The 22,753-nt window shown below is 70.2% G+C and carries 25 protein-coding genes; 17 read left to right on the top strand and 8 right to left on the bottom strand.

Going from position 1 to position 22,753, the window contains the following annotated elements; all coding sequences use genetic code 11:
- The first annotated feature begins 16 nt into the window (after positions 1-16).
- Together yidC and yihA are read left to right on the top strand one after the other, a co-directional pair.
- The gene (gene yidC, locus COA07_RS00200) at positions 17-1,720 is read left to right on the top strand and encodes a membrane protein insertase YidC (RefSeq protein WP_066709041.1); all 1,704 of its coding nucleotides are present in this window, start codon (positions 17-19) and stop codon (positions 1,718-1,720) included.
- 68 nt (positions 1,721-1,788) lie between these two features.
- Positions 1,789-2,403, top strand: coding sequence for a ribosome biogenesis GTP-binding protein YihA/YsxC (gene yihA / locus COA07_RS00195; protein ID WP_245841995.1), 615 nt, complete (start codon positions 1,789-1,791; stop codon positions 2,401-2,403).
- 24 nt (positions 2,404-2,427) lie between these two features.
- On the opposite strand, the gene COA07_RS18130 is transcribed toward yihA, so the two are convergent.
- The gene (locus tag COA07_RS18130) at positions 2,428-2,595 is read right to left on the bottom strand and encodes a hypothetical protein (RefSeq protein ID WP_157085187.1); all 168 of its coding nucleotides are present in this window, start codon (positions 2,593-2,595) and stop codon (positions 2,428-2,430) included.
- A gap of 169 nt (positions 2,596-2,764) precedes the next feature.
- On the opposite strand from COA07_RS18130, the gene COA07_RS00190 reads away from it, so the two are divergent.
- Both COA07_RS00190 and dapE read left to right on the top strand, forming a co-directional pair.
- Positions 2,765-3,427, top strand: a complete 663-nt coding sequence (locus tag COA07_RS00190; protein WP_066709044.1) for a glutathione S-transferase family protein — start codon at positions 2,765-2,767, stop codon at positions 3,425-3,427.
- Positions 3,427-4,551 (top strand): succinyl-diaminopimelate desuccinylase, encoded by a 1,125-nt coding sequence (gene dapE, locus COA07_RS00185; RefSeq protein WP_066709047.1) that lies wholly within the window; start codon positions 3,427-3,429, stop codon positions 4,549-4,551. Before COA07_RS00190 ends, dapE begins: the two co-directional genes overlap by 1 nt.
- Here the strand turns inward: dapE and COA07_RS00180 are convergent.
- The 4 genes from COA07_RS00180 to COA07_RS00165 form a co-directional block, all read right to left on the bottom strand.
- A complete protein-coding gene (locus COA07_RS00180; protein WP_169924214.1) occupies positions 4,526-6,169 on the bottom strand; it encodes a putative bifunctional diguanylate cyclase/phosphodiesterase in 1,644 nt (547 codons plus the stop codon). The two genes, dapE and COA07_RS00180, sit on opposite strands and share 26 nt — an antisense overlap.
- 70 nt (positions 6,170-6,239) lie before the next feature.
- On the bottom strand, positions 6,240-6,647 hold the full coding sequence (locus COA07_RS00175; protein ID WP_342747635.1) for a Smr/MutS family protein: 408 nt from the start codon (positions 6,645-6,647) through the stop codon (positions 6,240-6,242).
- Positions 6,648-6,768: 121 nt separating this feature from the next.
- Complete coding sequence (gene mltA / locus COA07_RS00170) at positions 6,769-8,085, bottom strand: murein transglycosylase A (protein ID WP_096640313.1); 1,317 nt, start codon at positions 8,083-8,085, stop codon at positions 6,769-6,771.
- Between the two features lie 33 nt (positions 8,086-8,118).
- A complete protein-coding gene (locus COA07_RS00165; protein WP_141396449.1) occupies positions 8,119-8,763 on the bottom strand; it encodes a Tim44/TimA family putative adaptor protein in 645 nt (214 codons plus the stop codon).
- Between the two features lie 157 nt (positions 8,764-8,920).
- Here COA07_RS00165 and secB point away from each other — a divergent pair, with 157 nt between their 5' ends.
- The 5 genes from secB to COA07_RS00140 all read left to right on the top strand — a co-directional run bounded on the left by secB (position 8,921) and on the right by COA07_RS00140 (position 13,073).
- Complete coding sequence (gene secB, locus COA07_RS00160; protein ID WP_066711178.1) at positions 8,921-9,430, top strand: protein-export chaperone SecB; 510 nt, start codon at positions 8,921-8,923, stop codon at positions 9,428-9,430.
- 27 nt (positions 9,431-9,457) lie between these two features.
- Positions 9,458-11,047: a murein biosynthesis integral membrane protein MurJ gene (gene murJ / locus COA07_RS00155; RefSeq protein WP_066711180.1), complete on the top strand. Its 1,590-nt coding sequence runs from the start codon at positions 9,458-9,460 to the stop codon at positions 11,045-11,047.
- A gap of 5 nt (positions 11,048-11,052) precedes the next feature.
- A complete protein-coding gene (gene trpS / locus COA07_RS00150; protein ID WP_066711195.1) occupies positions 11,053-12,060 on the top strand; it encodes a tryptophan--tRNA ligase in 1,008 nt (335 codons plus the stop codon).
- A 5-nt stretch (positions 12,061-12,065) separates the two neighbouring features.
- On the top strand, positions 12,066-12,608 hold the full coding sequence (locus COA07_RS00145) for a DUF922 domain-containing protein (protein WP_083956874.1): 543 nt from the start codon (positions 12,066-12,068) through the stop codon (positions 12,606-12,608).
- A 174-nt stretch (positions 12,609-12,782) separates the two neighbouring features.
- Positions 12,783-13,073 (top strand): PspC domain-containing protein, encoded by a 291-nt coding sequence (locus COA07_RS00140; protein ID WP_066711183.1) that lies wholly within the window; start codon positions 12,783-12,785, stop codon positions 13,071-13,073.
- 15 nt (positions 13,074-13,088) lie between these two features.
- On the opposite strand, the gene dnaA is transcribed toward COA07_RS00140, so the two are convergent.
- From dnaA to mutM, 3 genes are all read right to left on the bottom strand, one after another.
- Positions 13,089-14,468: a chromosomal replication initiator protein DnaA gene (dnaA, locus tag COA07_RS00135; RefSeq protein ID WP_245841932.1), complete on the bottom strand. Its 1,380-nt coding sequence runs from the start codon at positions 14,466-14,468 to the stop codon at positions 13,089-13,091.
- 488 nt (positions 14,469-14,956) lie between these two features.
- Positions 14,957-15,220 (bottom strand): 30S ribosomal protein S20, encoded by a 264-nt coding sequence (gene rpsT, locus COA07_RS00130; RefSeq protein WP_066711187.1) that lies wholly within the window; start codon positions 15,218-15,220, stop codon positions 14,957-14,959.
- Positions 15,221-15,317: 97 nt separating this feature from the next.
- Positions 15,318-16,133: a bifunctional DNA-formamidopyrimidine glycosylase/DNA-(apurinic or apyrimidinic site) lyase gene (mutM, locus tag COA07_RS00125; RefSeq protein ID WP_066711189.1), complete on the bottom strand. Its 816-nt coding sequence runs from the start codon at positions 16,131-16,133 to the stop codon at positions 15,318-15,320.
- A 46-nt stretch (positions 16,134-16,179) separates the two neighbouring features.
- On the opposite strand from mutM, the gene COA07_RS00120 reads away from it, so the two are divergent.
- The 8 genes from COA07_RS00120 to COA07_RS00085 all read left to right on the top strand — a co-directional run bounded on the left by COA07_RS00120 (position 16,180) and on the right by COA07_RS00085 (position 22,731).
- Positions 16,180-16,911: a class I SAM-dependent methyltransferase gene (locus tag COA07_RS00120; protein WP_066711191.1), complete on the top strand. Its 732-nt coding sequence runs from the start codon at positions 16,180-16,182 to the stop codon at positions 16,909-16,911.
- Positions 16,908-18,446 (top strand): 2-polyprenylphenol 6-hydroxylase, encoded by a 1,539-nt coding sequence (gene ubiB / locus COA07_RS00115; protein WP_096640311.1) that lies wholly within the window; start codon positions 16,908-16,910, stop codon positions 18,444-18,446. Before COA07_RS00120 ends, ubiB begins: the two co-directional genes overlap by 4 nt.
- A 13-nt stretch (positions 18,447-18,459) precedes the next feature.
- On the top strand, positions 18,460-19,491 hold the full coding sequence (locus tag COA07_RS00110) for a hypothetical protein (protein ID WP_141396448.1): 1,032 nt from the start codon (positions 18,460-18,462) through the stop codon (positions 19,489-19,491).
- A complete protein-coding gene (gene coaBC, locus COA07_RS00105; RefSeq protein WP_066709179.1) occupies positions 19,488-20,675 on the top strand; it encodes a bifunctional phosphopantothenoylcysteine decarboxylase/phosphopantothenate--cysteine ligase CoaBC in 1,188 nt (395 codons plus the stop codon). Before COA07_RS00110 ends, coaBC begins: the two co-directional genes overlap by 4 nt.
- A 69-nt stretch (positions 20,676-20,744) precedes the next feature.
- Positions 20,745-21,128, top strand: a complete 384-nt coding sequence (locus tag COA07_RS00100; RefSeq protein ID WP_066709182.1) for a VOC family protein — start codon at positions 20,745-20,747, stop codon at positions 21,126-21,128.
- Between the two features lie 24 nt (positions 21,129-21,152).
- Positions 21,153-21,599 (top strand): dUTP diphosphatase, encoded by a 447-nt coding sequence (gene dut / locus COA07_RS00095; protein WP_066709176.1) that lies wholly within the window; start codon positions 21,153-21,155, stop codon positions 21,597-21,599.
- Positions 21,596-21,970 (top strand): hypothetical protein, encoded by a 375-nt coding sequence (locus tag COA07_RS00090; protein WP_066709173.1) that lies wholly within the window; start codon positions 21,596-21,598, stop codon positions 21,968-21,970. Before dut ends, COA07_RS00090 begins: the two co-directional genes overlap by 4 nt.
- Positions 21,967-22,731 carry a HesA/MoeB/ThiF family protein gene (locus tag COA07_RS00085; protein ID WP_066709170.1) on the top strand — a complete coding sequence of 255 codons (765 nt, stop codon included), beginning with the start codon at positions 21,967-21,969 and terminating at the stop codon, positions 22,729-22,731. The genes COA07_RS00090 and COA07_RS00085 overlap by 4 nt, the downstream gene beginning before the upstream one ends.
- Positions 22,732-22,753 lie beyond the last annotated feature (22 nt).

Below are 22,753 nucleotides of genomic sequence, written 5' to 3'. Positions count from 1 at the left end.
CAGAATTGGGGTCCAGGTGAAGGACGAGACCAAGAATTTCGTGCTGTTCGCGGTGATCGCGGCGCTGATCCTGTTCGGATGGCCGCTGGTCCAGAACCGCTTCTTCCCGACGGCGAATCCGCCGGCGACGAAGATGGTCGACGGCAAGAACAAGCCCGTCGCCAATCCGGCGGCCGATCCAACCGCCGACGCGCCCGCCGCGATTCGCAGCCGCCAGGTCGTGCTGGCCGAAACGCCGCGCGTGCGCATCGACACGCCCGCGTTGAAGGGGTCGATCAACCTGCGCGGCGCGCGGATCGATGATCTGGTGCTGACCCGGTACAAGGAAACGGTGGCGAAGGATTCGCCGCCGATCCGGCTGTTCTCGCCCGCCGGCGCGCCCGATGCCTATTTCGCCTCGTTCGGCTGGCGCGACGCCGGGCTGGCCCCGCCCACCGCCGACACCGTGTGGACCGCCTCCGCCCCGGTGCTGACCCCGCGCACGCCGGTCACGCTGACGGCGTCGAACGGCAAGGGCCAGACCTTCGCGATCCAGATCGCGGTCGACGACGACTACCTGTTCACCGTGAAGCAGACCGTCGCCAACGCCGGCAATGCGCCGGTCCCGGTCGCGGCCTATGGCCTCGTCAACCGGATCGGCGTGTCGAAGGATCCGGACAGCTGGACGATCCACACCGGCCCGATGTCGGTCAGCAACGGCGCGGCGCACTACAATCCGAACTTCAAGGATGTTGACGAGGCGCCGACCAGCTTCACCACCACCGGCGGCTGGCTGGGCTTCACCGACAAATACTGGCTCGCCGCGCTGGTCCCCGATCAGTCGCGCGCCTTCGACGGCCAGTTCCGCGCCGGGGCGAACAACGCCTATCAGGCCGATTTCACCAGCGCCGCGCAGCTGCTGCCGCCCGGTCGCCAGGTAACGCAGACCGCGAAGATGTTCGCCGGCGCCAAGGAAGTGAAGCTGCTCGACCGCTACACCGACACCGGCGCGGTGGTGAAGCTGGACTATGCGATCGACTGGGGCTGGTTCCGTCTGGTCGAAAAGCCGATCTTCTATTACCTCGACTGGCTGTTCCGCCTGATCGGCAACTTCGGCGTCGCGATCATCATCCTGACGCTGACGATCCGCGCGCTGGTCTTCCCGATCGCGCAGCGCCAGTTCGCCAGCATGGCGGCGATGCGCGCGCTCCAGCCGAAGATGAAGGCGATCCAGGAACGCTACAAGGACGACAAGCAGCGCCAGCAACAGGAGATCATGGCGCTGTACAAGGCGGAAAAGGTCAATCCGCTGGCCGGGTGCCTGCCGACGCTGATCCAGATCCCGATCTTCTACGCGCTGTACAAGGCGCTGATGCTGACGATCGAGATGCGCCACCAGCCGTTCATCCTGTGGATCAAGGATCTGTCCGCGCCCGATCCCGCGACGATCCTGAACCTGTTCGGCTATATCCCGATCACGCTGCCGCATATCCTGGCGATCGGCGTGGTGCCGGTGCTGCTGGGCATCTCGATGTTCTTCCAGTTCCGCCTGAACCCGCAGCAGATGGACCCGACCCAGCAGCAGGTGTTCGCGATCCTGCCGTGGGTGCTGATGTTCGTGATGGCGCCGTTCGCGGTCGGGCTGCAGATCTACTGGATCACCACCAACTGCGTCTCGATCGCGCAGCAGAAGTTCCTGTACAGCCGCCATCCGCAGCTTAAGGAAGCGGCCGCCAAGTGACCGAGGATATCCCCCAGCCCGCGTCCACGCCCGCCCCCGATCATGATCCCGCCGCCGCGGCGGCGCGGATCGAGGCCGGGCGCCGGCTGTTCGCGGGCCGGATCGACTTCCTGAAGTCGGCGCCCGCGCTGCAATTCCTGCCCGCGCCCGACGCGCCGGAAGTGGCCTTCGCGGGCCGCTCGAACGTCGGCAAGTCGTCGCTGCTCAACGCGCTGGCGGGGCGCAAGGCGCTGGCGCGCACCTCGGTCACGCCGGGGCGTACGCAGGAGCTGAACTTCTTCGACGTCGGCGCGCCGCTCGCCTTCCGTCTCGTCGACATGCCCGGCTACGGCTTTGCCAAGGCGCCCAAGGACATGGTCAAGAAGTGGCGCTTCCTGGTGAACGACTATCTGCGCGGGCGGCAGGTGCTCAAGCGCGCACTGGTGCTGATCGACAGCCGCCACGGCATCAAGGATGTCGACCGCGAGGTGCTGGAAATGCTGGACAAGGCGGCCGTCGGCTACCGCCTGGTCCTGACCAAGGCCGACAAGGTCAAGGCGACCGATCTGGCCGCCGTGACGCAGGCGACCGCGGACGAGGCGCGCAAGCACCCCGCCGCGCATCCGGAAATCATCGCGACGTCGAGCGAGCTGGGGATGGGCATCCCCGAACTGCGCGCCGCGGTCCTCGACGCGATCAGCTGACGACCGCGCCCGGGCCGGCCGGGATCAGCGGCGCGTCTGCTGCGCCGCGACGATCTGCGCGCGCAGCTGCTCCGAACGGCTCGGCACCGGCAGCGGGCGTTCGAACACGAAGCTGGGTTCCCGCAGGAACGCGGGCGCACGCGAAGACAGCGATGCGGTGCAGGCGATGGTGTCGTTGGTCGCATTCAGCATGGCAGGATCGTCCCCCTCATTGGTCCCGATGACAGCCCTAACCTATGCCGACCCCGCTTCCGCCCGATGGAGAAGCGCGGTTAACGCGCGCCTCACCACCCCCGCCGCTACCCGATTTGACGATGCGCGGAATGTTGCCCTGCCGCGCGCCACCGCCTAACCACGGCGCATGAAGCTCATCATCGGCAACAAGGCCTATTCCTCCTGGTCGCTGCGCGGCTGGCTCGCATGTCGCCAGTCGGGGCTGTCGTTCGAGGAAGTCGTCGTCCCTCTGTACGACGAGGAATGGGACCGCCGCCGCGAAGGGGCCGAGTTCGCGCCGTCATCCGGCAAGGTGCCGATCCTGTGGGACGGCGACGCGGTGGTGTGGGACAGTCTGGCGATCGTCGACTATCTCGCCGACAAGGTCGGACGCGACCGTTTCTGGCCCGCGAACGAAGCGGCGCGCGCGATGGCGCGGTCGATGGCCGCGGAAATGCATTCCAGCTTCGTCGCGCTGCGCCGCAAGCACAGCATGAACATCCGCCGCGCGTTCGATCCGGTGCCCCCGGATGCCGACGTGCGCGCCGACCTTGCGCGCCTGTTCGAACTGTGGGCGCAGGCGCGCGCACGGTTCGGCGGCGAGGGCGATTTCCTGTTCGGCACGTTCGGCGCGGCCGACATCATGTTCGCGCCCGTGTGCACGCGCATCGTCACCTATTCGCTGCCCGCCCCGCGCTTCGCCGTTGCCTATATCTCCGCGGTGCTGGGCCACCCCTTCCTGCAAGACTGGATCGCCGCCGCGCAGGAGGAGGAATGGGTGATCGAGAAGTTCGAACAGCCGGTCGCCTGATGCTCGACGTCCTCCGGCTGGCCGGCGATCTGATCGCCGCCGACAGCGTCACGCCCGCGCGCGGGCAGGTGTTCGACGTGCTGGAGGCCGCGCTCGTCCCGCTCGGCTTCGCCGTGGAGCGGTTCGTCGTCGGCGACGCGCCCGACGGCCCGGTCGAGAACCTGCTGGCGACCCGCGGCGACACCGGCCCGCACCTTGCCTTCGCGGGGCATGTAGACGTCGTCCCGCCGGGCGAGGGCTGGACCGCCGGGCCGTTCGTTCCCGACGTGCGCGGCGGAATGCTCCACGGGCGCGGCGCGGTGGACATGAAGGGGGCGATCGCAGCCTTCGTCGCCGCCATCCCGCACGCCCCCGCGACCGGGCGCCTGACGCTCATCATCACCGGTGACGAGGAAGGGCCGGCGACGTTCGGCACCGTCGCTCTGATCGAGCGGATGCGCGCGCGCGGGCTTGCCCCCGACATGTGCGTCGTCGGCGAACCGACCAGCGTCGCCGCGCTGGGGGATATGGTGAAGGTCGGCCGGCGCGGGTCGGTCAACATCTGGATCGAGGTGCCCGGGCGGCAGGGGCACGTCGCCTATCCGCATCTGGCCGACAATCCGATCCCGCGGCTGGTGGCGATCCTGCGCGATCTGGACGCGCTGGTGCTGGATGACGGATCCGACTGGTTCCAGCCGTCGAACCTGGAGATCACCGACATCACCGTCGGCAATCCGGCCACCAACGTCATTCCGGCGCGGGCCAGCGCGCGGATCAGCATCCGCTTCAACGACCGGCATAGCGGCGCGGGTCTGGCGCAGCGGGTCGCCGCGATCGTCCACGCGCACGCGCCCGAGGCGGTCGTCACCCCCCGCATCTCCGGCGAGGCATTCCTGACCGAGCCGGGCGCGCTGTCCGCATTGGTATCCGCCGCGATCGAGGCGGAGACCGGCATCGTGCCCGAACTGTCGACCACCGGCGGCACGTCCGACGCGCGTTTCCTGCGCGCGGTCTGCCCGGTGGTGGAATTCGGCCTCCTCAACGCGACGATGCACAAGGCCGACGAAGCGGTGGCGATCGCCGATCTGGAACAGCTGACCCGGATCTACGCCGGCATCATCACGCGCGCGCTCGCGCCGCGTTGACGCCGATCCACCGCGCCAGCGCCTCATCCTCCATCGGGCGCGCAATCGCATAGCCCTGGACCGCATCGCACCCCATCACGCGCAGCACGTCGATCTGCGCGTCGGTCTCAACACCCTCGGCCACCGCGTCGCATCCCAGCCCGTGGACCAGCCCGACCAGCGCGTGCAGGATCGTACGCGCGCCGTGATCGACCGCCACGTCGCGCACCAGCACGCGGTCCAGCTTGATGCGATCGACCGGCAGCGCGCGCAACCGCTGGACGTTCGATTCGCCGATCCCGAAATCGTCGATCGTGATCCGCGCACCCGCGCGCCGCAGCGTCGCCAGCATCGCCAGCGCCGCCGGCGAACAGGACATGGCGACGCTTTCGGGCAATTCCACCTCCAGCCGCTCCAGCGGGGCGCGGGCGTCGGCGAACGCCTCCATCAACCGCGCCAGGAACGTCGTGTCGTCCACCTGCTGGCGCCCGACGTTCAGTGCCAGCCGCCCTGCCCGCCCTTCGCGGTGCCAGCGCGCGGCGGTGATCGCCGCATGGTGCGCCACCCAGTCGCTGATCGCGCCCATCTGCCCGGTTATCTCGGCACGCGACAGAAATTCGGCGGCGGGGCGCAGCCCCTGCGTCGGATGGCGCCAGCGCAGCAGCGCCTCGCTGACCAGCAACGCGCCATCGGCCAGCGCGATCTGCGGCTGGAACGCCAGCGCGAATTGTTCGTGGCGGACGGCGGCGCGCAGCTCGCGGTCCAGCCGGTTGCGCTCGTCCAGCTCGGACGCCAGCTTCGCGTCATAGCGCGACACGCGCGCGCGCCCGCCGGCCTTCGAATGGTACATCGCCGCATCGGCCGCAGCCATCAGGTCGCGCAACGTCACGCCGTGATCGGGGTAGCACGCCACGCCCACCGACGCCCCCACCGCGATCGAGGCGCCGTCGATCGCGAACGGCGCCTCCAGCGTCGTCAGGATCGCCTGCCCGATGGTGTCGATGGTCGCGTCGTCGTCCAGCGTGGGGCACATCAGCGTGAATTCGTCGCCCGCCAGCCGCCCGATCAGCGATCCGTCCGGGCAGACGGTGGAGGTGATCGCGCGCAACCGGTCCGCCACCTTCGCCAGCAGGCGGTCGCCGCACGCATGGCCGCGCGTGTCGTTGATCGCCTTGAACCGGTCCAGATCGACGAAGAACAGCGCCGCGGCGCCATCGGCCGGCATCCGCGCGATCGTCTCCTCGGCCTGGCGCAGGAAGTGGGCACGGCTCGCCAGCCCGGTCAGCGCATCGCGCGCCGCACTGTCATTGGCCTGCGACAGATCGTCGCGCAGCCGCGCCAACAGCGTGTCGATCGCATAGGCGAGCCGCGGGGTCACCGCGGTCGATTCGGGTGGGATCGGCGCCGCCAGGTCGCCGCGCGATGCGCTCTCCAGCCGCTCGACCGCGGCGGAAATCGCCACGCGGACGCGAATGAGCCAGTAGGTCGCCAGCAGGCACCCGATCGCCAGGCACGGCAGCGTCGCGATCAGCAGGCTTTCCAGGCGAAGTCGCGGCACCGCGATCACCGCCACCAGCGGCGTGGCCAGCGCGCCCGCGGTCGCCAGGCCGAGCAGCCTCACCTTCTTGTGCCCGGCCATCGCCATCGACGTCGCGACCCCCTCGTCATCAACCTTGCTGGTAGTGGCGCAGGGGTTTGACAGCGAAAGGTTAAGAGTTGGTCGCGCGCTGCCGGCGAAGGATAACGTACAGCGCGCCCGTCCCGCCGTGACGGGGATGGGCGCCGCGGATCGCCGCGATCGCCCCGGCATGGCGCGACAGCCGCAGCCAGTCCTCGATCGACGCGCGGATCGCGCCGCGCGCGTGCGGGCGGTGGCTTTCGGGGCGCGGCGGCTTGCCCGTCACCAGCAGGATCACGCGGTCGCCATGCGCGATCGCCTGCGCCACGCCGCGGTCCAGCGCGGCATGCGCGGACGACAGCGTATGGCCGTGCAGGTCGATGGTCCGGTCCGGCGCGACCACGCCGCTCGCCAGGCGCCGGTCCCAGCCGCCGTCCAGCGTGTGGCCCGGCGCGCGCGCGGGAAAGGACACGGTCGGCATCGCGGCGGGCGCCGCCACCCGCGGCCCCCGCAAGGGCTGCTGAACGGGCGCCGCCGGGGCCGGCGTTGCCGCGTCGCCGCTACGGCGTCCCGGCAGGGCGCGCACCGTCGCGCGTACCCGCGCCCACAGCGCCTCCTCGTCAGCGCCGAGGCGTCGACCCGCCACCGCGGCCCCCGGTTGCCGCCGCGCTTGCGCCCCGCGCCAGCCAGCGGTCATAACTGCCGATCGGCAGCAGCACGAACGCGGTGCCGCGCGCGCTCATCCCGCCGGCGATCGCGCGTGCCTCCTCGCCCGCGCCCCAGAAGGTATCGACACGGTTCGCGCCCTTGATCGCCCCGCCGGTATCCTGCGCGATCCACACCCCGTTGGCGTCGGCGCGGTCCATCGACAGGAACACCGGCGCGCCCAGCGGGATGAACGCCGGGTCGGCGGCGACCGTCGCCCCGCCGCTGACCGGCAGGCCCAGCGCGCCCAGCGGCGCGCCGGACAATTCGCGGAAGAACACGTAGCTCTTGTTCTCGCGCATGATCGCGCGCCCTTCCTCAGGATGGGCGTGCAGCCAGGCGACGATCCCCTGCATCGACGTCTGCCCGGGCTGGAGCAGCCCGCGGCTCTTCATCAGCGCACCGATGCCGGTATAGTCGCGGCCGTTCTGGCTGTCGTATCCGATGCGCAGGATCGACCCGTCCGGCATCCGCACCAGCCCCGATCCCTGCACCTGCAGGAAGAACAGCTCGACCGGATCGACGGCATAGCCAAGAATGCGGGCACGCCCGTTCAGCGCGCCTTCCTCGATCGCTGTGCGATCGTAATAGGGCACCAGCTTGCGGCCTTCCACACGCCCGCGGATCGACTTTCCCGCCAGTGCCGGGGAAAAGGTGCCCAGGTCGACATCGACCAGATCGTCCGGCCGCGCATAGACCGGCGCATAGCCGGCGCGCGGTTCACGCGATCCGGCGATCTCTGGGATATAGTAACCGGTGGCGAAGGCGCGGCCGTCGCCGACCTGCACCGGCTCGAACCACCGCTGGAAGAAGGTGGCGGCATCGCGCGGCGCGGTCTGCGCCGCGGCGGTGCAGGCCGGCTGCCAGTCGGCGCCGTTCGCCAGCCCCGACGTGTCGGCGCGGCGGATCAGGCTGGGGCAGCTGACGCGAAACGCTGCCAACGCACCGGCGGCCTGCGCCGAATCGAACGGCAGGCTCAGCGCATCGGGCCCGCGCACCAGTCCTGCCGCCGTGGCATTCGCCGCACCAGCGGGCACGACGCCGCCCGCCACGGGCGGCAGCGGGACCGATGGGGTCGGCTGCCGGGCGGGCGGATGGGACGGCGTCCACGGCGCCGTCGTGCCGGGACGCGACGGCGGCCGGTGCCCCGCGGTATCGGGTAGACGCCCGGGACCGACGCACGCGCCAAGCGCCAGCGCCCCCGCCAGCGCGATCATGCCGCTTCTCGTCATCGAACCCCCTTGATCGCCCACCCGCAGGCGAAATTACGCCTCGTCGGTGTCGGCGAGCAGCCAGTTGGGATCGCTGCTGCGCACGGTTCGCACGAACGTCCACACGTCATGCGTCTCGATCGCGTCGCTGGTCGAACCGGCGATCACCTGCCCCTCGGCATCGCGCGTCACCGCGGCAATGTCCGCATCGAACCGCACCGTGATCCGCGCCTCGCCATTCTGGACCGACGCGGCGGAGATCATCGCCCGCTCGATCGTGACCAGGCGGTTGTCCAGAACGTGCCCCGCTTCTCGCCGGTCGGCAATCGCCTGAGAGAAGCTGGCGAAGACGTCATCGGTCACCAACGTCCGCAGCGCCTGTTCGTCGCCGCGCCAGAACGCTTCCAGCACCATCCGGTACGCCCCCTTCGCCCCTTCTACGAAGCGCGCGACGTCGAACCCCGGCTCGGCCTGCACGATCGTGCGCAACCCGGATTCCGCCGCGCCCTCGAACGGACGGACGGCCGGCTCGCGGACCTCGGGTGCGGCATCGACGGGGCGCGGCATCGCCGGCGCCGGCACGCGGTCCTCCGCGGCGCGGGGCAGCGGCTGCTCGTGCCCACCGCGCTTTCCCAGCACCGAATACAGGCGCAGCGCCAGGAAGGCCGCGACCATGGCGAGTAGGACAACGTAGAACACGGCAACTCCACTATGCTGAACGTATCACATAGGCGTCGAAGCGCTGACTTTCAAATCATCGACGCTCGCATTGTATCCCGCCGATCGCGCTGCTAACCGCCCGTCACTTACGCGCCGCCCGCCGGACCGGGCGTGCCGCCATGCGAAGGGACAGGAAATGGACGAACAGGGCAATCCGAACGCCACCGGCGGCGAACCGCTGGCGAACGGCGCCGACACCGCACCGGCGGCCGGGCTGATCTCGCAATATGTGAAGGACCTGTCGTTCGAGAACCCGAACGCCCCGGCGGTCTTCCAGGAACAGCAGCCCCCGGAAATCAACGTCCAGTTCGATATCGCCGCCGCTCAGGTCGGCGACGAAGTGCACGAAGTGACGCTGAAGATCGAGGTACGCGCGACCTCCGCGGGGAAGACCGCGTTCATCGCCGAACTGTCCTATGCCGGGCTGTTCGGGCTGCGCAACGTGCCGGCCGAACATATCCAGCCGTTCCTGCTGGGCGAAGGCCCGCGGCTGCTGTTCCCGTTCGCGCGCCGCGTCGTCGCCGATGCGATCCGCGACGGCGGCTTCCCGCCGCTGCTGCTGGAGCCGATCGACTTCAACGCGCTGTTCCTCCAGCAGGCGCAGGCCCAGGGCATCCAGTTCGGTGACGAGGTCGGCCACGCCTGATCGCGATCGTCGCGGCGGGCGCACGGCATGAACCTCGTCAAGGCGCTCGGCTCGGTCGGCGGGCTGACGCTCGCCAGCCGCGTGCTCGCGCTCGTCCGCGACACGCTGCAGGCAAGCTATGTCGGCGCGGGCTTCGCGTCCGACGCCTTCTTCGTCGCGTTCCGGCTGCCCAACATGTTCCGCGCGCTGTTCGCGGAGGGCGCCTTTTCCGCCGCGTTCATCCCGCTGTTCAACCGCAAGGTGGCCGAAGGCGGCGGGACGGCGGCGGGGGTCGATTTCGCCGAGCGCGCGCTGGCGCTGCTGCTGCCGGTACTGCTGGTCTTCACCGCCGGGATGCTGATCGCCGCCTGGCCGATCACCTGGGCGCTGTCCGGCGGGTTCGAACGCCAGCATCCCAGCGCGGAGCAATTCGCCTTCGCGGTGATGCTGTCGCGCTTCACCATCCCCTATCTGCTGCTGATCTCGCTCGTCTCGCTGCTGGGCGGGATCCTCAACTCGCTGCACCGTTTCTGGGTCAATGCCGCCGCGCCGATCCTGCTCAACGTCGCGATGGTGGGCGCGCTGATCTTCTTCCACGGCGGTGACCCTTACGCCACCGCGCGGGCGCAGGCGATCTCGGTCACCGTCGGCGGCGTCCTGCAACTGGCGTGGCTGTGGTGGGCGTGCCGCCGCGCCGGCGTCAGCCTGAAGCTCCGACGCCCGCGCATCGACGACGACGTGAAGCAGATGCTCAAGCTGATCGTCCCCGCCGCCACCGGCGCGGGCGCGGCGCAGATCAATCTGGCCATCTCCACCGCGCTCGCCGGCGGGCTGCTGTCGGCGGGGTCGATCTCGGCGATCTATTATGCCGATCGCCTGAACCAGCTGCCGCTCGGGTTGATCGGGATCGGGCTGGGCACGATCCTGCTGCCGGTCGTCTCGCGCCTGTTGTCGGAGGGCAAGGACGCGGAGGCGATGGAGACGCAGAACCGCGGGCTGGAACTGGCGCTGTTCCTTACCCTGCCGGCGACCGCCGCCTTCGTCTTCGCCGCCGAACCGATCGTGCGCGGCCTGTTCCAGCACGGCGCGTTCGGCCCCGCCGACACGACCCGCGCGGCGCAGGCGCTGGCCGCCTTCTCGATCGGGCTGCCCAGCTATGTGCTGGTCAAGGTGCTGACCCCCGGCTTCTACGCGCGCGCCGACACGAAGACGCCGGTGCGCCTGGCGCTCTGGTCGGTCGCGATCAACCTGGTCGGCAACCTCATCCTCATACCCACGCTGGCGCATTGGAACATCGGGCAGATCGGCCCGCCGCTCGCCACCGCGCTCGCCTCCACGGTCAACGTGGCGTCGCTCTATGTCGTGCTGTCGCGCCGCGGCCATTTCGCGCTCGATCCGCAGGTGAAGCGCAAGGTGCCGCGGCTGATCCTGGCCGCGCTGCTGATGGGCGCGTCGCTGCTGCTCGTCACGCCCTGGGTCGATCCGTTCCTGACCGGCTCGCTGGTGCGGCGCGGCGCGGCGCTCGCGGGGCTGGTCGGCGCGGGCGTCGCCATCTATGTGCTCGCCTGCTTCGCCACCGGCGCGTTCCGCGTGGCGGACCTTCGTTCCCTCCTTCGTCGCAGAGCCTCTTCCCGATGACCAACATGCGCGTCGTTTCCGGTATCAAGCCGACCGGCAACCTCCACCTGGGCAATTACCTGGGCGCGGTGAAGCAGTGGGTGGCGATGCAGGACGATATCCAGGCATCGGGCGGCGAGACGATGTACTTCATCGCCGATCTCCACGGCCTGACCGAGTGGATCGCCCCGGACCAGCTGCGCGACAATACCGTCGAGATGACCGCGACGCTGGTCGCCGCCGGGATCGACCCGGCGCGCTCGATCCTGTTCAACCAGGCGCGCGTGCCCGCGCACAGCGAGCTGTCGTGGCTGCTCAACAACGTCGCGCGGGTCGGCTGGCTGAACCGCATGACGCAGTTCAAAGACAAGGCGGGCAAGAACCGCGAGGGCGCCAGCGTCGGCCTGTACGACTATCCGGTGCTGATGGCCGCCGACGTGCTGCTCTACAACGCCACGCATGTCCCGGTGGGCGAGGACCAGAAGCAGCATCTGGAACTGGCGCGCGACATCGCGACCAAGTTCAACAACGATTACGCGACCGAGCTGTTCACCCTGCCCGAACCTTTGGTCAGCGCCGCCGCGCCGCGCATCATGTCGCTGCGCGATGCGTCGGCGAAGATGTCAAAGTCGAACCCGTCGGAACAGTCGCTGGTCAAGCTGGTCGATTCGGACGAGACGATCGCCGACAAGTTCCGCAAGGCCAAGACCGATCCCGACCTGCTGCCCGCGACCATAACGGAGCTGGAGGGCCGGGCCGAGGCTCGCAACCTCGTCACCATCTTCGCGGCGCTGGCGGATCGCACCGCCGACGACGTGCTGGGCGAGTTCGCCGGCAAGGGCTTCGGCCAGTTCAAGCCCGTGCTCGCCGACCTGGCGGTCGCGAGGCTCGCGCCGATCCGCGACGAGATGCTGCGCCTGCTGGCGGATCGCAGCGCGATCGACGCGATTCTGCGCGACGGCGCGGAGAAGGCCGCCGCGCTTGCCACGCCGATGCTGCGCCGGACGCAGGAGGCGATGGGGCTGCTGGTCTAGGATCCATGCGGACCGCCATCACCGCCGCTACTCTCCTCGCGTTGCAAGGCGCGACCACGCCGTTCGCGGGCATCCCCAATGTGCGGATCGAGGATTATCCCGTCAGCGGCCGCAGCGTCGCGGCGATCCGCCACTCGATCGACGCCGCGCGGCCGACCGATCCGAATGACCACCAGCGAGTCGATGGCCTGACGCGCTGGAACATCAACTGGCGCTGGCGGCGTGATGCGGCGGGCACCTGCACGACCACGCTGGACGCGATCACGTTCTCCGCCGTCGTCACCGTGCCGCGCCTTTCCGACCCTGACGTGCCCGCCGGCGTTCGCGCGCAATTCGACCGGTTCCGCGCGACGCTGCTCGCGCATGAGGACGGTCACGTCCGCTACGCGTGGGACCATCGCGGTGAGGTGGTCGCGGTAATGAATGCCGCCGGTTGCGATCGGATCAACGACGCCGGCATGGCCGTGCTACGCCGGATCGGCGAGCATGACGCCGCCTATGACAAGACGACCCGCCATGGCGCGGATATCATCCCGCCGTTCGGCTGAGCGGTCCCGGCCGGTTCGGCGGAAAGCGCCGCGCGGCTCGCCAACATCTGGCGAGTTGCGCCGATCGGCGACCCGCCATCTCCCGCCCGTCCGGGACAACGCAAGGTAATTCCGTCACTTAACGAAATTGGCACGCCGCCTGCTTAGCGACGCTCAGCAACGGAGTTCGCCATCATGACCGCCACCACCCACCCTGCCCCCAAGGATCATCTGTTCGGCGTGTGTGCCGCGCTGGGGGAGGATTTCGGCTTCGATCCGCTATGGCTGCGCATCGGCTTCGCGATCGCGCTGCTGTTCGATCTCGAACATGTGCTGATGGCCTATGCCGCGCTCGGGCTGCTGGTGCTGGTCAGCCGCCTGATCGTCCCGTCGCGGCGCCGCGGGCACGCTGTCGAGGCGTCCACCTCCGCGCCCGTCGTCGATCACGCGCCGCTGCCGGCGCCGAAATATCGCCAGGCGGCCTAGCCGCCGCAGGCCGGGTCAGCCTTCCAGCTGGCCCAGCAGAACACGGACCGCGCCGTCGACGTCGCGATCGGTGTCGCGCAGTTCCTCGATACGGCGCACCGCATGGATCACCGTCGAATGGTCGCGCCCGCCGAACTTGCGGCCGATCTCGGGCAGCGAGCGGGTGGTCAGCCGCTTGGCCAGATACATCGCGATCTGCCGCGGGCGGGCGACGGCACGGGCGCGGCGGGCCGAGACCAGGTCCAGCGGCTTCATCTCGAAATGGTCGGCGACCGCCTTCTGGATCTGGTCGATCGTCACGCGCCGCTGCGCGCCGCGCAGCATGTCGCCCAGCGTCGCCTGCGCGAACGCCATGTCGATCGTCTCGCCGGTCAGCATGGCATAGGCGGTGACGCGGGTCAGCGCGCCTTCCAGCTCTCGGATGCTGCTGGTGATGCGCGATGCCAGCATCTCGATCACCTCGCCCGGCACCTTCACGTCGGGCATGTCCGCGATGCGGCGCATCAGCACCGCATGGCGCAGCTCGGGCGAGGACGGACGGATATCCGCCACCAGCCCCGCCGACAGCCGGCCCAGGATGCGCGGCTCGACCCCGTCCAGCGCCTGTGGCGCGCGATCGGCGGCGATCACCAGCCGCTTGCCCGCCGCCATGATCTCGTTGACGGTGTGGAAGAACTCTTCCTGCGTCGCGTCCTTGCCGGCGATGAACTGCAGGTCGTCGATCAGCAGCAGGTCGCAGCTGCGCAGCCGCGCCTTGAACGCGAACGTGTCGCGCGCGCGCATCGCCGCGACGAATTCGAACATGAACCGCTCCGCCGACATCAGCATCACCCGCGCGTTCGGGTGCGATGCCAGGAAATCATGCGCGATCGCGTTCATCAGGTGGGTCTTGCCCTGCCCGGTGCCGCCATGGAGGAACAGCGGGCTGAACCGTACCGGCCCGGGCTGTGCCAGCGCGCGTGCGGCGTTCAGCGCGACCATGTTCGACGGATCGACGACGAACCGGTCGAACGTCAGCCGTGGGTCCAGCGCGGGGCGCTCGGCCGCCTCGCCGCCGTCCTGCGACGCGATCGGGGCGGCGACTGGCGCCACGACAGCCGGGGCCGGGGCAGCCTCCACCACCGGCGCCGCGATCACCTGTACCGGCGCGACGCGCGGCGCGGTATCGATCTCGACGCTGCGCACGCCCGGCAGGACGGCGCGGAATTCGTGGAGCAGCCGGTCGGCATAGTGGCTCTTGACCCAGGTGGTCATGAACGCGGACGGCAGCGTCAGGCGGATGTCCTGGACGTCCTCGCCATCGACCAGCGCGATCGGCGCCAGCCACTGGTCGAACAGCCGCGCACCGGCGGACAGGCGCAGGTTCGCGCGGACACAGGCCCATGCCTGTGCCACGGCGCTCGTCCCGCCACCCTGATCCCGCCCTGACGCCACGCATTACTCTCCCGCCGGCGCAAGCCCCCTGCCTGCGTCGTGCCACGTCGACAAAACAATCTTCCCCCGGCCCGCGAATGCATCGCGGTCGTCATCAGACGTTACCCTGTTCCCGGAACGACGGTCGTCGTCGGGAGCACAGGATTAGGAACAGCGGCATGAGTCGATCAAGCCCGCTGGCGGACACAAAAACGAAATAAAGCGCATTGACTCGCCATCAGCCGCACAAATGCGTCGAATTTCTTATAAGCACCTGTTTTATCGACATAATATCGCTGCCGCCCGATCATCCCCAATCGCGAATCGCGGGATTTCCAATGCTTTCCAACAGGTCCCATTTTGTTCCGCCGAACACCATCCGACGCGTCCCCGATGGCCACATGGCACACACGCAAAAACGCCCGCCGGGACGAACCCGGCGGGCGTTTTCCACCGTCAGTAACGACGGATCAGGCCAGCGCGGACAGGCGCTTGGTCAGCCGCGCGAACTTGCGCGAGGCGGTGTTCTTGTGAAGCACGCCCTTGGCCACGCCGCGCGCCAGCTCCGGCTGGGCCGCCTGCAGCGCGCTCGCCGCCGCCGCCTTGTCACCCGACGCCAGCGCCGCTTCGACCTTCTTCACGAAGGTGCGGATACGGCCGACACGGATACCGTTGATTTCGGCCCGACGCTCGTTGCGACGGATGCGCTTCTTGGCTTGCGGCGTATTCGCCATGAACGTCCTCTGATCTGTTCGAAACGATGAAAAGGGGCGCAGCGGATGACCCGTTGGCCCTCGAAGGCGCCGCCCATAGCGAGACTGGCGTCGCGCGTCAACGCTTCTGGCACGCCGGGCACCAGAAGGTGGAGCGCCCGCCCTCGGCATAACGCGCCACCGTGCCGCCGCATCCGCACGGCTGGCCTTCCCGCCCGTAGACCGCGAACTGCTTGGAGAAATAGCCCAGTTCGCCGTCGGGCCGGGCATAGTCGCGCAGGCTCGATCCGCCCGCCTCGATCGCGGACAGCAGGACGTCGCGCACCGCGGCGACCAGCCGTTCCAGCCGCGCGCGCGAAATCTCCCCGGCGGCGCGCTGCGGCGCGATTCGCGCATGGTACAGCGCCTCGCAGACGTAGATATTGCCCAGCCCCGCGACGATCCGCTGGTCCAGCAGCGCCAGCTTGATCGACACCCTCTTGCCCGCCAGCACCCGCACCAGATGCGCGGCGGTGAAGTCCGCGCCCAGCGGTTCCGGCCCCAGCGCGGCGAAGGCGGGAAAGCCGGCCAGCTGCGCGGTCGGCCACAGGTCCACCGATCCGAACCGCCGCGGATCGTTCAGCGCCAGCCGTCGCCCTGCGGCCGTTTCGATCAGCAGATGGTCGTGCGGCAGGATCTCGCCCGGGTCGACGCGCCAGCGCCCCGACATGCCCAGATGGAAGATCATCGTATCGTCGCGATCGGTCGCGATCAGCCCGTATTTGGCGCGCCGCGACAGCGCGGTGACGCGCGCACCCGTCAACCGCTGGCGCAGGTCCGCGGGGAACGCCCGGCGCAGGTCGCCGCGTCGCGGCTCGACCAGCGTCAGCACCTGACCGTCGAGCACGGGGGCCAGCCCGCGCACGGTCGTTTCCACCTCTGGCAATTCCGGCATCCCCGCCCCCTAGCCGCTCGGCCCGCGCCTCGCTAGAGCACCGGTCATGAGCGATACTGTCTCCTTCGGTTACGAAGATGTCTCCCCCACGGAAAAGACCGCGCGCGTGCGCGGTGTCTTTTCCAGCGTGGCCAGCCGCTACGATGTGATGAACGATGCCATGTCGGGCGGGATGCACCGATTGTGGAAGGACCGGTTCGTCCGCCGCGTGAAGCCGCGCGAGGGCGAACAGATCCTCGACATGGCCGGCGGCACCGGCGACATCGCGTTCCGGCTGGCGGCGGGCGGCGCATCGGTAACGGTCGCGGACATCAACCCGGAGATGCTGGAGGTCGGCATCGGCCGCGCGCAGCAGCGCGGCATCGATGGGTTGGTGTGGACCGAGGCGAATGCCGAGGTGCTGACCTTCCCCGACCGGTTCTTCGATGCCTATACGATCGCGTTCGGCATCCGCAACGTGACCGACATTCCCGCCGCCCTGCGTGAGGCGCATCGCGTGCTGCGGCGCGGCGGGCGGTTCTTCTGCCTCGAATTCTCCACCACGCTATGGCCCGGCTTCGCGGAGGTGTACGACGCCTATTCGCATCGGCTGGTCCCGAAGCTGGGGCAGCTGCTGGCGCAGGATGCCGACAGCTATCGCTACCTGGTCGAATCGATCCGCCGCTTCCCCGACATGCCGACGTTCAAGCGGATGATCGAGGATGCCGGCTTCGTGCAGACGCGCGTCGAACCGATGCTGGGCGGGCTGGTCGCGATCCACAGCGGCTGGAAGATTTGACCTCCCCGATCGTCCACACCTGGCGGCTCCTGAAATGGGGCCGTACGCTGGCGCGCCACGGCGCGCTGCGCGGGATCGAGCGCGATCCGCACACGCCCGCCAACCTGCGCCGGCTGCTGCGGCTGGCGCGGCTGGGCGCGCGCGTTCCCGACGTGCCGCGCTACGCCGATGCGTTCGAGGCGCTCGGCCCGGCCGCGATCAAGCTGGGCCAGACGCTCGCCACCCGCCCCGATATCGTCGGCGAGGCGGCGGCCAGCGACCTGCTGCGGTTGCAGGATGCGGTGCCGCCGGTCCCGTTCGCGGCGATCCGCGCGGTGATGCAGCAAAGCTTCGGCCGCCCGCTCGACACGCTTTTCGCGCAGATCGAGGAGGAGCCGGTCGGCGCCGCCTCGATCGCACAGGTCCACCGCGCGATCACCACCGACGGCCGGCAGGTCGCGGTCAAGGTGCTGCGCCCCGGCGTCGAGGATGATTTCGCGCGCGCCATCGCCACCTACGAATGGGCCGCGGCGCAGGTCGAACCGATGGGCGGCGAGATCGCGCGCCTCCAGCCGCGGCTGGTCATCGAAACGTTCAAGCGCTGGACCGCGCGCGAGCTGAACTTCACGCGCGAGGCCGCGTCCGCGTCCGAACTGGCCGAGACGATGACGTCGGAGCCGGACTTCGTCGTCCCCGCGGTCGACTGGGCGCGTACCACGGGCCGCGTGCTGACGATCGAATGGATCGACGGGATCAAGCTGTCGAACCGTGCGGCGCTGGTCGCCGCCGGCTACGATCTGCCCGCGCTCGCCCAGACGCTGGTCCACGCCTTCCTGCGGCAGGCGATCGCCGACGGCTTCTTCCACGCCGACATGCACCAGGGCAATCTGTTCGCGCTGCCGGGCAACCGCGTCGCCGCAATCGATTTCGGCATCATGGGGCGGATCGACCGGCGCGCGCGGGTGTGGCTGGCGGAAATCCTCTACGGCCTCATCACCGGCGACTATCGCCGCGTCGCCGAAATCCATTTCGAGGCGCAATATGTCCCCGCGCACCACAGCGTGGAGGAATTCGCCACCGCGCTGCGGGCCGTCGGGGAGCCGATGCGCGGCCTTCCCGTGAAGGACATGTCGATCGGCATGATGCTGGACGGGCTGTTCGGCATCACCCGCGATTTCGACATGGTGACGCAGCCGCACCTGCTGCTGCTGCAAAAGACGATGGTGATGGTGGAGGGCGTCGCGACCGCGCTCGATCCCGACATCAACCTGTGGGTCACCGCCGCGCCGCTGGTGGAGGACTGGATCCGCACCGAACTGGGGCCGGAGGCGGCGATCGCCGACCGGCTGGTCACCGACATGCGCACGCTCGCGCGCCTGCCCGAACTGGTCCGCCGGATCGAGGCGCGCTTCCCCGCCCCCGGCGGCGCGCCGCCCGCCCCGCCGCTGCGCGATATCCAGGTCGTCCGCGTCGGCGGCGGCTGGCGCTATGCCCTCGTCGGGATGCTGGGGGTGGCCGCGGGCGTCGCCGGCGCGCTCGCCGCGCTCTGGCGGTAACGGGCCGGGCGGCGTGACGGCGCCCCTGTGGCAGGCGGGAGCGACGCGGCTGGCCGCGCTGCCCGCGCGCCAGCGGCGCTGGGCGCTGCTGGCGTTGCTTGTGATGCTGCTGCTGGCCGCCATCGCCGCCCCGCGCGACGATGCGGCGGGCGAGCCGCTCTATGCCGCGCTGCTGTCGGGGATGCGCTACGGCAGCGGTTTCTACGACGGGCTGTCCGACCTGTTGCGCGCCGATCCGGCCGCGCGCCCGATGGGGCTGTTCCCGCCCGCGCTCGCGGTGGTCGATTCGACGCTGCCCGGCTGGACGACGATGCTGCTGCTGGCGGCGACGCTGACCGGATGGCTGTGGATCGGCATGTTGCGCCTCGTCCCGCTGTTCGCGCGCGGGGGCGCGCAGGCGCTGGCGATCGCGCTGCTCGCCCTCGGCGCGATCGCCGGCGCGTTGCTGTGGGCCGATTCGCCGCACGCCGGCTGGGCCGCGCTGCTGGTCGCGCTCGCAGTGCTGGTGCGGCGCAACGATCGCTGGGTCGGCGCCGCTGCGCTGGGCGCGCTGGCGGCGATCGTCGATCCCGCTGCGATCCTCGCCAGCGGGATCCTCGCGTTCATCGCGCTGTTCGACGGGTCGCGGCGCGAGGCGGCGGGCTGGGCCGCGGCCGGGGTGCTGGCGCTGGCCGTGCTGGGCGCGCATCTGTTCGCGCTGGTGCGGCTCGGCCTGCCGCTGTCGGAGGAATGGGCCTCGCTGCACATCGGCGGCGCCGCGCGGCTGATCGCCGCCGCGCTGCCGGGCGTCCCCGCCGCGCTCGCCGCGCCGCTGCTGCTGCTCGCCGCGCTCGGCTGGGGTGCGCTGTCGCGACCGCTGGGGCTGCGTGTGCTGGCGATCCTGGCGGCGGGCGTGGCGTGCGACGGCGTGTTCGGCGCGGGCACCGCGACACTGGCGACGCTGCTCGTCGCGCCCGGCCTCGCGCTCGCGCCCGATGCGGTGGCGGATCTCTACCGCGGCGCGCTCGACAGACGCCGCTTCACCGTGACAAGGTTCCCGCGATGAGCCGCATCCTCCTGATCGTCGGCGGCGGCATCGCCGCGTACAAATCGTGCGAGATCGTCCGCACGCTGCGCCGCCGCGGCCATGCCGTACGCTGCGTCCTGACCGAGGGCGGCAGCCATTTCGTCACCCCGATGACGCTCGCCGCGCTCAGCGAGGATCAGGTCTTCACCACCCTTTGGGATCTGAAGGACGAGGCGGAGATGGGGCATATCCAGCTCAGTCGCCAAGCCGATCTGGTCGTCATCGCGCCCGCCACCGCGGACCTGCTGGCGCGCATGGCCGGCGGGCTGGCGAACGATCTGGCCACCACCTTGCTGCTCGCCACCGACAAGCCGGTGCTGGCGGCGCCGGCGATGAACGTGCGGATGTGGCAGCACCCCGCCACCCGCCGCAACGTCGAACAGCTGCGTGCCGACGGCGTGACCGTGATGGAGCCGGATGAAGGGGCGATGGCCTGTGGCGAGTTCGGCCCCGGCCGCCTCCCCGAACCCGACGTCATCGTCGCACGCATCGAGCAGGTGCTGGCAGGAAGTGTCGCCAAGCCACTGTCGGGGCGTCATATCCTGGTCACCGCCGGCCCTACGCACGAGCCGATCGACCCCGTGCGCTACATCGCCAACCGCTCGTCGGGGAAACAGGGGTTCGCCATCGCCGGCGCGCTGGCGGCGCTGGGCGCGCGCGTCTCGCTCGTCGCCGGGCCGGTCCTGCTCCCCACCCCCGCCGGGGTCGATCGCATCGACGTCGAATCGGCGCAGGACATGGCGAATGCGGTCGCCGCCGCGCTGCCCGCCGATGCGGCGGTGATGGTCGCCGCGGTCGCCGACTGGCGCGCGGAGGATGCCGCCGGGCAGAAGATCAAGAAGCGTCCCGGCGAACCGCCCGCGCCGCTGCGGCTGGTCGAGAATGTCGACATCCTCGCCACGCTGGCACGCAGCCCGCGGCGCCCCGCGCTGCTGATCGGCTTCGCGGCGGAAACCGAACAGATCGTCGCGCACGCGACTGCCAAGCGCGCGCGCAAGGGCGCCGACTGGATCGTCGCCAACGACGTATCGGGCGACGTGATGGGCGGCGACGCCAATACTGTCCACGTCGTCACCGCCGATGGCGTCGAAAGCTGGGAATTGCTCCCCAAGAACCAAGTGGCGGCACGGCTCGCCGACCGGATCGCCGCCACGCTGGGCTGAACGACATTTTGTTCTTTTAATGTTCTCATTTTCCGGGCATCCCGTTCCCGCACGGACGGAGGGATGACGGTGGACCATTACATCACGCTCGGCACGAATGACGCGGACGCGGCGGCGCGCTTCTACGATGCGACGCTGGCCACGATCGGCTGGTCGTCGCACATGCAGTTTCCGGGCTGGCGCGCCTATTCGGCCGGGGGCGCCGGCACCGGGCTGACCTTGTGGCTGGCGACGCCGTTCGACGGCGCCGCCGCCACTGCGGGGAACGGCACGATGGTGGGCTTCGCCGCCACCTCGACCGATCAGGTCCACGCCTTCCACGCCGTCGCGATGGCGCATGGCGGCAGCGACGAAGGCGCGCCGGGGCCGCGTGACCATTACGGGCCGGGCTGGTACGCGGCCTATGTCCGCGATCCCGACGGCAACAAACTCGCGATCGTCTTCAATACGTGATGATCGTGCACTAGATTGCGCGCCATGACCCAATCGATGACGATCGCGATCCGGCGCCTGCCCCATGGCGCCGGCCTGCCGCTTCCCGCTTATGCCACCGCCGGTGCCGCGGGGATGGACGTGGTGGCGGCGGAGGACGTGACGCTCGCCCCGGGTGCGCGCCATGCGGTGGCCACCGGCTTCGCGATGGCGATCCCCGACGGCTATGAGGTGCAGGTGCGCCCGCGCTCCGGCCTTGCGCTCAAGCACGGCATCACCTGCCTCAATACCCCCGGCACGATCGACAGCGACTATCGCGGCGAGGTGAAGGTGATCCTCGCCAATCTGGGCACCGCGCCGTTCACGGTGGTGCGCGGCGAACGAATCGCGCAACTGGTGCCCGCCCCGGTGCTGCGCGCGACGTTGGCGCAGGTCGATTCGCTCGACGATACCGCGCGCGGCGCGGGCGGGTTCGGGTCGACCGGCCGATGATCGCCGCGCTCTTCGCCCAGGCGGCGGTCACCGCCGCGATCAACCCGCCGGCGGACTGGAGCACGCTGGCCCCGCTGCCGATCCAGCGCCCGGCCGCGCCCGCCCCCGCGCTGTCGCAATTCGTCCGTGACGAAGTCGCCGCCGGCCGCTGCACCGCCGCGATGGCGACGGCGCGCGGCCATGCCCTGTCGGTCGATCTGGCGGTGCTGGTCGGCGCCGGCGGTCAGGTACGCCGCATCGTGCCGCGTGCGATCGGCTGCGCGACGGTCGAACAATATGCCTCGGGCATCGCACTCAACCTGACCCGCGCGGCGCTGCGCGCGCCGGGTGCCGACACCTGGTACCGCACCTCCGTCGACTTCGCCTGGTGACCCCGCTCTCCCCCGACGAGCTGGCGCGCTATGCCCGCCATATCGTCCTGCCGGAAATCGGCGGGGCCGGGCAGTTGCGGCTTCGGCGCGCGCATGTCGCGGTGATCGGCGCGGGCGGCATCGGCTCGCCGGTGCTCCAGTATCTCGCCGCCGCCGGTGTCGGACGGCTGACCGTGATCGACGACGACCGGGTCGAGGCGAGCAACCTGCAACGCCAGACGGTGTTCGCCACCGCCGATGCCGGCACCGCGAAGGTCGCCGCCGCCGCCGCCGCTCTGACGCGCCTCAACCCGCATGTCGACGTCGTGCCGCACGCGGTCCGCATCGACGCCGCCACCGCCCCCGCGCTGCTGCGCGATGCCGATGTGGTGATCGACGGCTGCGACAATTTCGAGACGCGGCTGGCCGTCGCCGACGCCGCGCTGGCGGCGCGGGTCCCGCTGGTATCCGCCGCGGTCGGCCGGTTCGAGGGGCAGCTGGGCGTGTTCCGCGGTTGGGAATCGTCCCGCCCCTGCTACCGTTGCTTCGTCGGCGACGCCCCAGCGCGCGAGGGGCTGACGTGCGCGGAGGAAGGCGTGCTCGGCCCGGTCACCGGCATCCTCGGCAGCCTCGCCGCGCTGGAGGCGATCCGCCAGATCGCGCCGTTCGGCGACGACAGCGCGGGGCGGCTGGTGCTGATGGACTTCCTGTCGCTGCGTTTCCGCACGCTGGCGCTGCCCAAGGACCCGGGTTGCCGCGCGTGCGGCGCCGGGGCGGACTGACCGCGCGCCCAGCCCGCCTCGC

Origin of the sequence: Sphingomonas adhaesiva (assembly GCF_002374855.1) — a bacterium.
Lineage (GTDB): Bacteria > Pseudomonadota > Alphaproteobacteria > Sphingomonadales > Sphingomonadaceae > Sphingomonas > Sphingomonas adhaesiva.
The sequence above is the reverse complement of the archived record's forward strand: the minus strand, read 5'-3'. Positions and strand labels throughout refer to the sequence as shown.

Excerpts from the sequence above, each read along its gene's own strand:
- COA07_RS18130 (WP_157085187.1), bottom strand. The coding sequence starts at position 2,595 with ATGCTGAATGCGACCAACGACACCATCGCCTGCACCGCATCGCTGTCT.
- COA07_RS00190 (WP_066709044.1), top strand. The coding sequence starts at position 2,765 with ATGAAGCTCATCATCGGCAACAAGGCCTATTCCTCCTGGTCGCTGCGC.
- dapE (WP_066709047.1), top strand. The coding sequence starts at position 3,427 with ATGCTCGACGTCCTCCGGCTGGCCGGCGATCTGATCGCCGCCGACAGC.
- COA07_RS00180 (WP_169924214.1), bottom strand. The coding sequence starts at position 6,169 with ATGGCCGGGCACAAGAAGGTGAGGCTGCTCGGCCTGGCGACCGCGGGC.
- mltA (WP_096640313.1), bottom strand. The coding sequence starts at position 8,085 with ATGACGAGAAGCGGCATGATCGCGCTGGCGGGGGCGCTGGCGCTTGGC.
- secB (WP_066711178.1), top strand. The coding sequence starts at position 8,921 with ATGGACGAACAGGGCAATCCGAACGCCACCGGCGGCGAACCGCTGGCG.
- murJ (WP_066711180.1), top strand. The coding sequence starts at position 9,458 with ATGAACCTCGTCAAGGCGCTCGGCTCGGTCGGCGGGCTGACGCTCGCC.
- trpS (WP_066711195.1), top strand. The coding sequence starts at position 11,053 with ATGCGCGTCGTTTCCGGTATCAAGCCGACCGGCAACCTCCACCTGGGC.
- COA07_RS00145 (WP_083956874.1), top strand. The coding sequence starts at position 12,066 with ATGCGGACCGCCATCACCGCCGCTACTCTCCTCGCGTTGCAAGGCGCG.
- COA07_RS00140 (WP_066711183.1), top strand. The coding sequence starts at position 12,783 with ATGACCGCCACCACCCACCCTGCCCCCAAGGATCATCTGTTCGGCGTG.
- rpsT (WP_066711187.1), bottom strand. The coding sequence starts at position 15,220 with ATGGCGAATACGCCGCAAGCCAAGAAGCGCATCCGTCGCAACGAGCGT.
- mutM (WP_066711189.1), bottom strand. The coding sequence starts at position 16,133 with ATGCCGGAATTGCCAGAGGTGGAAACGACCGTGCGCGGGCTGGCCCCC.
- COA07_RS00120 (WP_066711191.1), top strand. The coding sequence starts at position 16,180 with ATGAGCGATACTGTCTCCTTCGGTTACGAAGATGTCTCCCCCACGGAA.
- coaBC (WP_066709179.1), top strand. The coding sequence starts at position 19,488 with ATGAGCCGCATCCTCCTGATCGTCGGCGGCGGCATCGCCGCGTACAAA.
- dut (WP_066709176.1), top strand. The coding sequence starts at position 21,153 with ATGACCCAATCGATGACGATCGCGATCCGGCGCCTGCCCCATGGCGCC.
- COA07_RS00090 (WP_066709173.1), top strand. The coding sequence starts at position 21,596 with ATGATCGCCGCGCTCTTCGCCCAGGCGGCGGTCACCGCCGCGATCAAC.